This window comes from Streptomyces sp. NBC_01171 (assembly GCF_045039805.1).
In the GTDB taxonomy this organism is placed as follows: Bacteria; Actinomycetota; Actinomycetes; order Streptomycetales; family Streptomycetaceae; genus Streptomyces.
In genome coordinates, this window is sequence record NZ_CP108609.1 from 5,871,442 (window position 1) to 5,883,383 (window position 11,942).

Genomic DNA, 11,942 nt, shown 5'->3' on the forward strand with positions numbered 1-11,942 from the left:
CGGCGGAGGGGCTTTCGGGCAGTGCGCCGACAGCCGGTGGTCAATGCACCTGTCAGATCAGGCCGTTGCGCAGGGCGTAGCCGACCGCGTGGGCCCGGTTGCGGAGCTGCAGCCGGGTGATCACCTCGTGCAGCACGTTCTTCACGGTGCGCTCGGAGTACGAGGTCTTGCGGGCGATCTCCCCGGTGTCCAGGCCCTCCGCCACCAGCCGCAGCATCTCCGTCTCCCGGGGCGCCAGCGTGGACAGCGACGCCGCCCGCGGGTCCAGCGGGGAGGAGCGCTGCATGCTGCCCACGTGGCTGAGGAGTTTGGCGAGCAGATCGCCGGGCAGCATGCCCTCGCCGTTGGCTATGGCGAGGACCAGACGCAGCAACCGGTCCTGGTCGGCCTCGGCACGGCGGAGCACCGCGGCGACCCCGCTGTCTATGGCGCGCTGGAGAGCGTCACCCGACTCGAAGGTGCCGACCACCAGGCCGGTGCGGGTCGCGGAGTTGTGGCGCAGCCGGTTGAGCAGCGCCGACGTCTCGTCGTCCACCGTGTCGACGGTGATCAGGGAGACCTGGGCGCTGTCGGCCGCCCCGGCCTCCACGAACTCGATCTCGGGGCGCTGGCGCAACTGGTGCACGATGCCGACGTAGAGGACGGGGTCGGGGGCGTAGACGGTGACGGACACCCGGTCGGGCCGCCTGGCCGAGGTGGTCCAGGGGGCGGTGTGGGCGGCGGGAGCGGGATGGTTGGCCTGAGGGCAGCTCGTGGTCATGAGTCCTGTTTCCATCGAACGTGTGGGGGTGGTGCGACGCGCCGGTTGAGCAACGTGCGGGACCGAGCGGCGGAAGTCGGCCCGCGCCCGGTCTTCGAAGGTCAACTGGTGCTATCCGAAAGGGAGTAGGGGAGCGCTTTCCGGGGCACGAGCGCTGCCCGCGGGCTTGCCCTCGCGTCTCTCCGAAGGGAAGGGGCCGCGTCATACGGTCACCGGGTGACGTCTCCAGCACCCACCCCCAGCCCCGGCGCGCCCGGTTCCGACATCCCCGCGGTGTCGGTGACGCCCGGCGGGCTCGCCACCACCACCCTGACCGTCCGCAACGACAGCGACATCGTCGAGGCATACGGCCTCGAGGTGGTCGGTGACTGCGCGGCCTGGGCGACGGTGGAGCCCGCGCGCGTGTCCCTGTATCCGGGCACCTCCGAGACGGTGACCATCCGCCTCGAACCCCCGAGGTCCCCCGAGGTCCGGGCCGGTGAGGTGCCGCTCGCCGTGCGCGTGCTGCCCACCGAGCACCCCGAGGCGGTACGGGTGCCCGAATCGACCGTACGGGTCGAGGAGTTCCGGGAGTTGCGTGCCGAGGTCGCCCCGCGCCGCCGCCGGGGCTGGCTGCGCGGCCGCTACCGGCTGGCGCTGCGCAACGAGGGCAACGCCCCGGTGACGCTGGGCTTCACCCCCGCGCAGCCCGGCGAGGAACTGCGCTTCACCCTCAAGCCCGCCGAACAGACGCTGGAGCCCGGCGAGTCGGCGGAAGTGGGTCTGCGGGCCCGCATCGGCAAGCCGGTGTGGTTCGGCGCCCCCGTCATCTGGCCGTTCACGGTCACCGTCGCCGAGACGGCGGAACCCGACGCGACGCAGCCCGAGCCCGCCGACACCATCCGCACATCGCTGGACGCCGAGTTCGTCCAGATCCCGGTCTTCCCCAAGTGGCTGCTCGTGGTGCTCGCCGCACTGGTCGCCCTGCTCCTGGCCTGGTTCACCCTGGTACGGCCCGCCGTACGCAGCGCCGCCAAGGAGGCGGCCGACGAGGTCGTCCAGCAGCGGCCCACCCCCGGCGGCAGCGAGCAGGCCGGCCAGGGTACGGGCAGCGACGGAGGGCGGCCCGGCACCGGCAGCGGCGGCGCGGGCAGCCAGCCGGGCACGGGTGGCGGCGACGGTACGGGCACCGGGACCGGAACCGGCGATGGTGGCGGTGGCGGAGTCGCGGGCGGTGGCCAGCAGGGCTCGGCCACCATCGACGTACAGACGGGCGGCGGCGCGGAGAAGACCGGCACCTACACGGTCCCCGCGGACAAGGTGTTCCAGGTCACCGACATCGTCGTGGCCAACTTCCAGGGCGACGAGGGGGTGCTGACCATCAACTTCGGTGACCGGAAGATCACGACGATCGCGCTGGAGACCTTCCGCAACCAGGACTATCACTGGGTCACCCCCATCAGGATCGCCGCGAACGACACGGTCACCGCCCAGGTCACCTGTGCCAAGCCGGGCACCCCCGCCACCGGCCGGCGGGCTCAGGAGTGCCATGAGGTGCTCAACGTCAGCGGAGTGCTCAGCGACATCAGGTGACTTGGGCGTCACGCACATGCTCTTCGAGACGCGCCGTGATGCAAAGCCGCGACAGGGCCGGGCGTCCGGAAAACGGACCCCCGGCTCTTCCGGCCGTATGACCGAATTGCACAACTGTGTTCGGGTGTCTTGCCTGAATTTCTCTCGGTAACCGTGTGTAGGCGCCATTGGCCACGAATCAAACTTGGCTTGATCTTCTCTAAGCGCCGGAGCGGGATCACCGTCATGATCCGGTTCCGCTCGAGTGGGGTGACGGAGCGCGTTGTGCACACACAGGCACGGGACGGACCGGGATGGACCGCACGGTTCGGGTGCCGACCACACGCGACCGGGGGGCGTCCCGACTCCTCCGCTTCTGGGCCTTCAGCGGTCGGCGGGCAACGCGGCGGTGTCCCGGCTGGTCGCGGACGCCCGGTCCGAAGACGTCGTACAGCGTTCGCCCGAGCCCTCGCGGCCGCCCTCGCGCACCTCGCAGAAGTCCCAGGACTCGCAGGGGACCGAGAGTTCCCAGGAGTCCGCGCACTCGATGACGGTCGCCGACCGGTTCACCCAGGACAAGGGCGAACTCCTCAAGCGCATCGGCAGGATCGGGGTGCTGGCGACGATGCCCGACTTCATGTCCGGCATCCACGGCCTCCTCGACAACATCGAGGCCGACATGAAGGCCGGGCAGCCCACCGGCGTGGACGGCGGCGCCATCGGCCGGATCGTCACCGGCTTCCACGACCCCCGGGTGCAGGGCCACCGCGTCCAGTACGCCTGGTACGCCCGGCAGCAGGGCAAGGAGGGCTTCCAGGAGGCGCTCGACCGGGTCGCGGCCGCCTCGGCGGAACACGGTCAGCTCTGGGCCAAGATGAACTCGGCCATCCCCACCGAGGACGCGAGCGTGGGCCGGGGCGTGGTGCTGGAGGCGTCCGTGCAGGGCCGTATCTTCGACGGCCTCCTCTTCGGCCTGCCCAGTCTTCGTCGTCTACCACTCCCGAGAAGACCCCTCGGGCGGCCGGGCGATCCTGGAGCCGGTCGAGAGCTTCCACGTCCGTACCCAGAAGGAGTTCGAGGACCTGCCCCAGGCCCCGGGCGACCAGGCGTGGCGCGACAAGCAGCGCGTGATCGACCAGGAGCAGCGCGCCGCCCTCGCCGACATCCACTCGCGCGAGGAGGAGATCGAGACGCTCGACGAGTTCGTCAGCGACCTCTTCCGCCGCCATGGCCGCGACCTGCGCTTCCGGGACACCAATAGCCCGCCCAACACCCGCTCCAACTCCGCCCGTGAGTCGCCCCGTTCGGGCTCGCCGGGGGCCGCCTGAGCGGGTGCCGGGCGGCCGGACGTCTCAGGGAGAGGTCGACATCTGGTCGTCGGACTCGTGGTACTCGTCCCCGCTGCTCTGCGAGTCGAAGGTCATGGTCACGAACGGCTGCCCCGACGGCTGGGACCCGTCGGACATCTCCACGTCCGAACTGCTGGAGGAGCTGGAGTCGCTGTCCGGCGACGGCCCCGGTGCGTCGTGCAGCGTGTAGGTGGCCTTGTCGCCCGTACCGTGCTGGGTCACCAGGCCCGCCGCCACGTACCGTTCGAGCTGCTTCTTGCGGCGGTCGGCGGGGATGACGGACTTGGACATGCCCGCCGCGTGCTGTTCGGCGGCATCGGCGGCCGGCGTTCCGCCCTGGGCGCGCGCGTCGTGGTAGTCGTTGTGCGAGAGCATGTCGGCCCGGTCCGCACCGAGCGCGAGCAGGACGAAGTCGTCCATCTCCGCGTGCGTCAGGGTGTCTCCGGAGCGGCGGTCGAGGTCGTCCATGGCCTTCTCGTAGAAGAAGAACAGGTCGCTGGGGTCGGCACCGGACCTGATCAGGTCGTTGGTGTCCGGCTCGTTGTCCCACTGCTTGTAGGGCGCTCCGTCGTGGTAGACGTCGATCCGGGTCGGCACCATCACCGCACGGTGGTTGCCGTTCGCCGACGCGTAGTGCACCACGAAGCGCACGGTGCCCGAGTCGATGTCCGCGAGTGCTTGCTCCATGCGCCGCCACATGCCGGTGCCCTGGTTGAGGGACCACTGCGGGACGATGTTCCGGGGGTCGTCCACGCCGCCGACCTCCAGACCCATGACATGCCCGCGGTCGTACCCGGCGCCGCCGAACAGGTCCCGCCACACGTCCGCCTCGCTGGGCACCTTCCACTTGTTGGCGGCCGCCTGCGCCTTGTACGCCTGCTGGAGCTTGCGCACCGCGATCGGGTTGGGTGCGGGGGGCCGGCCCTTGGTGCCGCTCTTGTGGACCGGGCCGCTCACCTCGTGCGGACGCTCGATCCGCAGGTTCTGCGCGGTCCCCGCCCCCTTTTTCGAGGGCACGTAGTGCGAGACCTGCGCATTCTCCAGGTCCATGGTCAGGGCACGCTGCACCATGCCCGGGTCCGCGCCGGCGGCCCGCTGTACCGGGTCGGAGGCGCCCCCGCGGTCCGGTACCGGGCCGGACATCACCCGGTGCGCGTTCGCCTCCGCCGCCCGCTCGAAACGGTCACCGGGATCGGACAGGGCGAACCCGTGCCCCGAGTCGGTCCCGGACACCGGCCCCTGCCGCTGCTGCACGACGTGCGTCAACTCGTGCGCGAGAGTGTGCTTGTCCCCGCCCCCGCGTCCCAGTACGACATGGCTGCCCGCGGTGTACGCACGGGCGCCGATCTCGGTCGCCGACCGCTCGGCGTCCGGCCCGCTGTGCACCCGCACATCCCCGAACCCGGTGCCGAACCGCGCCTCCATCTCCCCGCGCACCGAGGCGTCCAGCGGCCGCCCGGCCCCGCGCAGCACCCGGTTGACCGAGGACCGCTGCACGGCGGCCGCCGCGGCGGCGTTCCCGGCGGACCGCTGGAGTGCCGCGACACCGGCCGGACTCACCGCCCGCCCGGGCCCGGCGGGCCGAACGGCCTCCGTCCGGCCTCCGGAAGCCGAACTCCGGTCCTCCGCCGCCTCGTTCCCGGCATCCTGCCGGTTCCGCCGCTGGTGTGTCGCCATCTCGCACCTTCCCTCAGTGGCTCCATGGTGTGGAACGCTCGCGGGAGACGCCAGGGCGAGCGAGGCACTGTGCGGGCATCGCGGGTGCCCGAACGGGGACCGCGCCGCGCCCGGAGTCACTTCCCGGCCGGCCGAGTGTGGCCCCGCCCGGGGACGGGACCACGCTCAGGCGCTCAGGCAGCCGGAAGTGTCCACTTCTGGGCCGTCGACCCGTTGCAGGCGTAGATCTGCAGCCGGGTGCCCTCCGTCGTGGCGGAGTTGGGATCGTCCAGACAGAGACCGGAGTTGGCGTTCTTCAGTGAGCCGTCCGAGCCGGCGGTCCACTTCTGCGCGCCGGTGCCGTTGCAGGCGTAGAGCTGGACGAGGGTGCCGTTGACCGTTCCGCTGTTCGTCACGTCGAGGCACTTGCCGAGTGTGCGCAGGGTGCCGTCCGTGGCGACCGTCCAGTCCTGGGCGTACGTACCGTTGCAGGTCCAGAGCTGGATCGCCGTGTGGTCCGCCGTGCCGGAGTTGGCGTCGTCCACGCAGAGCCCGGAACTGACACCGGACTTCACCGCGCCCACCCGGGGCTTGGCGGGGGCGGAGGCGTCACCGGGGTAGGAGGGGGGAGCGGCGGAAGCCCCGCCGGCCCAAGCGGTGTTGGCGGTGTCCCCCAGGGTGAAGCCGAGGGTGCCGCCCGAAGTGAGCGCGGACGTCGGGGCGTACGCGTTGTTCCACGCCGAGCCGTTGAAGGTCGCGGACTGGACGTAGGGCGCGTCGTCCGCCGCGCCGGAGCCGTTGACGGTGAGCGTCTTGCCCGAGGGCAGAGTGATCCGGGCCTGCGGGAACAGCGGGGAACCGAGGGCGAGATCGGCCGTGCCCGGCGTCATCGGGAACACGCCGAGCGCCGACCAGACGTACCAGGCACTCATCGCGCCCAGGTCGTCGTTGCCGTCGGCCAGACCGGCGGGGGAGTTGGACCAGATCTGGTCCTGGACCGCCCGTACCGTCGTCTGGGTCTTGTACGGCATGCCGATGTAGTCGTACTCCCAGGGCAGTTCGATGCTCGGCTCGTTGCCGACCCAGGCGTAACCGTTGGCGCCCGTGTAGCTGCGCAGGACGGTGTCGAGGTAGTCGCCCATCACCTTGTCGCCGCCCTTGGCGGTGGCGAGCCCGGCCACGTTGAACGGCACCATGCCCGTGTAGATCCAGGAGTCGGCCTCCACCATGTCCGTCCCGCTGGTCGGGTCGAACCCGCCGGTCCAGGTGCCGTTGAGGTTGCGGGGCTGGACGAAGCCGGACGCGGGGTTGAGGACGTTGCGCCAGTCCTGCGCCCGGTGCGCGTACGTCTTCTGGCTCTGGCTGTCGCCCAGGGCGCCGGCGAAGGCGGAGAGGGCGAAGTCGGCGGTGTTGTACTCCAGCGTGGTGGCGACGGGACCGTAGAAGTTGCAGCACCCGTAGCTGCCGTCGTGAGGCTCGTACCCCGGAGTGTCGAGGTAGTTGAGGCCCGGCCGGTCGTTGTTGGCGGTGCTGGCCTGCTTCAGCAGACCCGCGAGTGCCGCCGAGGTGTCGAAGTTCCGCGCGCCGAAGGCGTAGTAGTCGGCGATGATGGCGGCGGCCGGGTCGCCGACCATGACGTAGGACTCGCCGTTGTTCTCCGACCACTTGGGGAAGATCCCGGTCTGCTGGTAGTCGTCCACCATCGACTGGGCGGTGTCGGCGGCCACTTGGGGGCTGACCAGCGCCTCCAACTGGGCCTGGGAACGGTAGATGTCCCAGCCCGAGTAGTTGGCGTACGCGGCACGGTGACCGGAGTCCACCGAGTGCGTCCGGCCGTCGAAGCCGAAGTACTGGCCGTTGGTATCGCTGATGACGTTCGGGTGCAGCAGCGAGTGATAGAGCGCGGTGTAGAAGATCTTCTGCTGGTCCGAGGTCCCGCCACCGATCAGCACCTTGCCCAGCGCCGAGTCCCAGGCGTCACGCGCCGAGGTGCGGACCGTGTCGAAGTTCCAATTGGGGTTCTCCACCGCGCGGTTGGCGCTCGCGTTGGCGACGGAGACGTAGGAGACGCCCACCTTGGCCTGGACGACCTGACTGGAGCTGGTGTCGAAGGTGACGTGGGCGTTGGTCGCGGCGGCCTTGGGGGTCGCGCCGCCGGTGACGGCCTTGGGCGAAGTGCCGTGCAGACGCGGGTGGTTGGGCTTGTCCGCCGCGTTCTTCCCGGCCCGCTTCGCGCTCGGCGCCGGCTTCGACGGCGCGAGCGAGCTGCCGCTGGTGGCGAACGGCCGGTCGAAGACCATGTCGAAGTAGACGGTGTAGCTGTTCCCGGCCCCACAGAACCGGCCGCTCGTGACCTGACCGCTGACCTCGGTGCTGGACACCACGGTGAACTGGGTCGAACTGCCGCCGTTCTGGCTCCCGTTGAGCTTGAAGAGCAGGTTCGCCTGAGTGGTCGCGGGAAAGGTGAACCGCGCCATCCCACTGCGCGTGGTGGTGGCCAGCTCGGTGGTCACCTTGTTGTCCAGCGCGACCTTGTACGACCCCGCCGCGGCGGACTCGTTGGCGTGCGAGAAGGAGTCGGTGGCCGAGTTGTTGACGGCACCGACCGTCGGCAGCACCGGTACGTCCCCCGCCGCCCCGCAGCCCGGCCCCGCGATGTGGGTGAGGCTGAAGCCCGTGATCGACGAGTCCTTGTACTCGTATCCGCCGCCCGGTGGCCGCGACGAGGTGTCCGGACTCCACTGCACCATGCCGAACGGCACGTCCGCGCCCGGGAAGTCATTGGCGTCGTTGGACGTTCCGATGAACGGGTTGACCAGATCGGCCGGATGAGCCACGAACTCGGCGGCCCGCGCGGGCGCCGCCGACGCGGGCAGCGCGTACGCACCGACCAGCGCGGCCCCTGCCACGGCGGCAACCGCCGCGTAGCCTCGGCGCGCACGCCGGGGTCTGCCTGACGAGATCCAGGACATCGTTCTGTGCCTCCTGCGGGAGTGGGGGAGAGTGAGGCGGAGCCGGGGACCTCCCTGGCCTGGTGACAACGTTGTCTCAGCGCTGTGGCAACGTAGTGGTGGGGCGTGCACACGTCAATGCTGTGGGTGAGAGCGGCGCGATCGGTGTGCTGCCGGGCCGAGTTCGGGCCGGCTAGGCCAGTCGGAGCGGCGGACCGAAGCGGACGGGGACGCCTCGTGCGTAGAGCACGCTGACGGGGTCCTCGCGCGGGGCGCGCAGCCCGGCCGCCGCGATGGCGGTTTCGTCGTACGAGGTCAGCTCACACCGGCTGAACGTCCACCGGGGGTGGGTGTTCGGCAAGTAGTAGGTGTGACCCCGGAGTTGAGCGTGCAGTCCCCATCGGCAGGTGAGGAACTCCTCCAGGGCGTTCGCCTCGTACGGCTCGGGGGAGACCTCGGCCCGCACGCGCGCGCCCGCTCCGGAGCCGTCGCGCCGGAGGCTGTCGTAGGAGATTCCGGCGCCGGTGCGGCGGGTGCGGATACGGGCCCACCGGTAGGGCAGGCCGAACGCCGCCCGGGCCGTCAGGACGGGCAGCAGGCGGTCGCAGTCCAGGGAGCGGAACACCACTCCGCGCCGCCCGAGGGCGTCCCTGCTGTACAGGCGGACGTTCACCTCGCCGAAGTTGCCCAGGTAGGGCAGCGCGGGCCCCCGTCCGAGGGCAAGGTGGTCCATGCGGAAGAAGACGAGGCCGACGTAGGTGCGGCCCAGGTGGAGGTCGGGGGACGTGCCCGGAGGTAGCAGTCGTGCCACCTCGTCGGGGTCGGCGGCCCAGTGCAGGAAGACCAGTTCACGCCACCATTGCCGGAACAGAACGCGCGACAGGGGGCGCGGGGACAGGGGCGTGACGTCCTCCACGGGACCGCCCGGCGACGCGCCACCCGTCACGACGTACCCCGCTCCGCCCGAGCCGGTACGGCATCGGTCCCCACGACCCGCGCTGCCATGCGCATGCCCTCCACGATCGCGTCCACGGCCTCCGCCACCATGATGCCCGGTGGCAGGGCCGGAGCGGTGCCGGTCACCGCGCGCCCCGCGAATCCGGACTCGACGTGGGGCAGGCAGATCTCCAGCACCCCCATGCCGGAGCGCCGCAACTCCCGGCGAGCGGCCGTCAGCCAGGGCGGCCTTCGCCGCCGCGTAGTCCGCCATGCCGGCCGGTGCCGAACGGGCGACCGTACCCGTGACGGCGGCGAGCAGGCCGCCCGAGGACACGTGGGCCGACGCGGAACGCAGGATCGCCATGGGCGCGAGCGCGTTCACCGCCATCACGTGCTCCGCGACCGCTTCCCCGATCTCCCCGACCGGCCCGAACGCGGCCACCCCCACGCAGACGACCACGGCATCGAGCCCGCCCAGCTCCCACGCCGCCCATGCCGCCGTGCCCTCGGCGCCGTCGAGGTCCCAGGCGTCGAAGGTCCGGGAGGGGCCCGGACCGCACCGCTCGCGTACCTCGGCCAGCCGGCCCGGGTGCCGTCCCGCGAGCGCGGTCACCGCCCCGAGCCCGGCCAGCCGCTCGGCCAGTGCCGAGCCGATGTCACCGGTCGCCCCGGCGACGAGAACGCGTGCGCCCCGGATCTCCACACCACTCCTCCCGCCTGACGGCCGCTCTCGGAGAACTTCGCTCGGTGAGGGTCGGGCGGATGCGGCGGGGCGGCCTTGTGTTACTCCTGTCCGATCCGTAGCGTGTAGTAGGTGAAACACGGGACTGACTATTACGACGTGCGGGCCGAGGTGCCCTCCGTGGAGACCTACCTCCGGCTGCGCTCCGAGTCGGGGCTGAGCGCCAAGACGCCCGAGGCCGCGCGGATCGGCCTGCCGAACTCATGGCACGCCGTGACCGTGTTCTGCGAGGGGCGGCCGGTCGGGATGGGGCGCGTCATCGGTGACGGCGGCTGCTTCTTCCAGATCGTCGACATCTGCGTGCTGCCCGAGCACCAGGGTGGCGGGCTGGGCAAGCGGATCATGGCCGAGCTGGTGGGGGAGCTGGAGCGCCGGGCGCCGAAGGGGACGTACGCGTCCCTGATCGCCGACGGCGACGCACGGTTCCTGTACGAGAAGTTCGGCTTCGAGGCGACGGCACCCGCCTCAGTGGGCATGCACCGCTTCTTCGCCCGGTGACTACCAGCGCAGCTCCCCGCCCTCGTCCTGGAGCGTCCCTGTAGGACCGTCCGGGTCGAGCGTCGCGAGGCGAACGACAACCTTGGCGCTCTCCTCGGGCGACCGCCCGATCCCGAAGCCCGCGGTCATGTCGGTGGCGGTGGTGCCGGGCTCGACCGCGTTGAACTTGATGTCCGGATAGGCCTTGGCGTACTGGACCGTCAGCATGGTCGCCGCCGACTTCGACGCGGAGTACAGCAGGATCGGCAGGCTGAACTCGGGCCGCTCGGGGTTGTTCACGGCCCAGAAGGAACCGGCGCTGCTGGACACGGTGACCACGGTGGGGTCGGCGGACCGGCGCAGCAGGGGGAGGGCCGCTTCGGTGACACGTACGATCCCCACCGCGTTGGTGTCGAAGACGCGCAGGGCGCTGGGACCGTCCAGGTCGCCGAGGCCCAGGACGCCCGCGTTGTGCACCAGAACATCGAGCCGGCCCTCGTCCGAACCGATCTTCTCCAGCGCGTTGTTCACCGACGCGTCGTCGGTCACGTCGAGTTGGACGAATCGCGCGCCGAGCGACAAGGCGTACGCCTCCCGCAGGAACCGCGCCTACCTGCGCCGCCGCGGGATCCGCTGCACCATCCCGGAGAAGGCTGACCAGGCACGCAACCGCCGAAAGCTCGGCTCCCGCGGCGGTCGGCCGCCGCGCTTCGACCCGGCCGACTACCGCGAGCGCCATGCGGTCGAGTGCGGGATCAACCGGCTCAAGAGACACCGAGCCGTCGCCACGCGATACGACAAGCTCGCGGTCCGCTTCGAGGCGACCGTGCTGGTCGCTGCCATCAACGAGTGGCTTTGCCATGCATGTTTGTGAGGTCTACGAGTTGGACCAGTCGCGAGTGGACAGCACCAGCAGATAGCCGTCGGGGTCCTGAAAAGTCATGCCCCAGGTGTCCCAGTACGGATTATGGGCGGGCACTCGCTTCCCGCCGTGCCGCTCGAGCTGCTCCACGAGAGAGTCGGGCACTGGTTCGCGGAGGTAGATGACCAGCAGGTCTTCAACGGTTGGCCGCGGTTCGAAAGGAGCAGCAGGATCGTGAACGAGTTCCAGATGCCAGCCGGCCCCGGGCCAGCCGACCATCAGGAGCGAGCTCCGGCCCGGGGTGCCGTCCGCCGCATGCTGATACAGGACGTCGAGGCCGAGACCTGAAACCCAGAAGCGTTCAGCCGCTCGGAGGTCGTGTGAGGGTCGGGCTATGCGGATGTGAGCTGCGGCGTCGGCCGACATCGTTCTACCTCGTGATAGGGGCAGGCCCAGCATGAACCAGTGGCTGTGTCCGTGGGCTTGGACAGCAGTGAGCTTAGAGATTAAGCGACTGCGTGCCATCGGGCGCTGGTCCTAGTCCTGGTTTCCGAGGACTCAATGGTCCTGACCAGCCTTTTCGATACACGGCCTAGTGCTGGAGGCGGCATTCTCACATCCATGGCTAAGGCAGCGTCATCGGCGTGCTCGGCGG

The 11,942-nt window shown here is 70.6% G+C and carries 11 protein-coding genes; 4 read left to right on the plus strand and 7 right to left on the minus strand.

Annotation, left to right across the window (positions count from 1 at the left end; all coding sequences use genetic code 11):
* Nucleotides 1-52 precede the first annotated feature (52 nt).
* A complete protein-coding gene (locus tag OG448_RS27145) occupies nt 53-760 on the minus strand; it encodes a LuxR C-terminal-related transcriptional regulator (protein ID WP_405557633.1) in 708 nt (235 codons plus the stop codon).
* A 216-nt stretch (nt 761-976) separates the two neighbouring features.
* On the opposite strand from OG448_RS27145, the gene OG448_RS27150 reads away from it, so the two are divergent.
* Complete coding sequence (locus OG448_RS27150; protein ID WP_405557635.1) at nt 977-2,332, plus strand: hydrolytic protein; 1,356 nt, start codon at nt 977-979, stop codon at nt 2,330-2,332.
* A gap of 363 nt (nt 2,333-2,695) precedes the next feature.
* Here the strand turns inward: OG448_RS27150 and OG448_RS27155 are convergent, their stop codons facing one another.
* A complete protein-coding gene (locus OG448_RS27155; RefSeq protein ID WP_405557636.1) occupies nt 2,696-2,959 on the minus strand; it encodes a hypothetical protein in 264 nt (87 codons plus the stop codon).
* Between the two features lie 479 nt (nt 2,960-3,438).
* Here OG448_RS27155 and OG448_RS27160 point away from each other — a divergent pair, with 479 nt between their 5' ends.
* Nucleotides 3,439-3,639 (plus strand): hypothetical protein, encoded by a 201-nt coding sequence (locus OG448_RS27160; protein WP_405557638.1) that lies wholly within the window; start codon nt 3,439-3,441, stop codon nt 3,637-3,639.
* Between the two features lie 24 nt (nt 3,640-3,663).
* Here OG448_RS27160 and OG448_RS27165 read toward each other — a convergent pair whose 3' ends face one another.
* The 3 genes from OG448_RS27165 to OG448_RS27175 form a co-directional block, all read right to left on the minus strand.
* Nucleotides 3,664-5,337: a DUF4157 domain-containing protein gene (locus OG448_RS27165; protein WP_405557640.1), complete on the minus strand. Its 1,674-nt coding sequence runs from the start codon at nt 5,335-5,337 to the stop codon at nt 3,664-3,666.
* 173 nt (nt 5,338-5,510) lie between these two features.
* Nucleotides 5,511-8,225 (minus strand): lectin, encoded by a 2,715-nt coding sequence (locus tag OG448_RS27170; protein ID WP_405557642.1) that lies wholly within the window; start codon nt 8,223-8,225, stop codon nt 5,511-5,513.
* Nucleotides 8,226-8,460: 235 nt separating this feature from the next.
* Nucleotides 8,461-9,909 carry an SDR family NAD(P)-dependent oxidoreductase gene (locus OG448_RS27175; RefSeq protein WP_405557644.1) on the minus strand — a complete coding sequence of 483 codons (1,449 nt, stop codon included), beginning with the start codon at nt 9,907-9,909 and terminating at the stop codon, nt 8,461-8,463.
* A 111-nt stretch (nt 9,910-10,020) separates the two neighbouring features.
* Between OG448_RS27175 and OG448_RS27180 the strand changes: the two genes are divergently transcribed.
* Complete coding sequence (locus OG448_RS27180; protein WP_405557646.1) at nt 10,021-10,446, plus strand: GNAT family N-acetyltransferase; 426 nt, start codon at nt 10,021-10,023, stop codon at nt 10,444-10,446.
* Here OG448_RS27180 and OG448_RS27185 read toward each other — a convergent pair whose 3' ends face one another.
* Nucleotides 10,447-10,974 carry an SDR family NAD(P)-dependent oxidoreductase gene (locus tag OG448_RS27185; RefSeq protein WP_405557648.1) on the minus strand — a complete coding sequence of 176 codons (528 nt, stop codon included), beginning with the start codon at nt 10,972-10,974 and terminating at the stop codon, nt 10,447-10,449.
* Here OG448_RS27185 and OG448_RS27190 point away from each other — a divergent pair.
* Nucleotides 10,949-11,299 (plus strand): transposase, encoded by a 351-nt coding sequence (locus OG448_RS27190; protein WP_405557650.1) that lies wholly within the window; start codon nt 10,949-10,951, stop codon nt 11,297-11,299. The two genes, OG448_RS27185 and OG448_RS27190, sit on opposite strands and share 26 nt — an antisense overlap.
* Before the next feature lie 3 nt (nt 11,300-11,302).
* Here OG448_RS27190 and OG448_RS27195 read toward each other — a convergent pair whose 3' ends face one another.
* Nucleotides 11,303-11,713, minus strand: coding sequence for a VOC family protein (locus OG448_RS27195; RefSeq protein WP_405557652.1), 411 nt, complete (start codon nt 11,711-11,713; stop codon nt 11,303-11,305).
* Nucleotides 11,714-11,942: the final 229 nt, after the last annotated feature.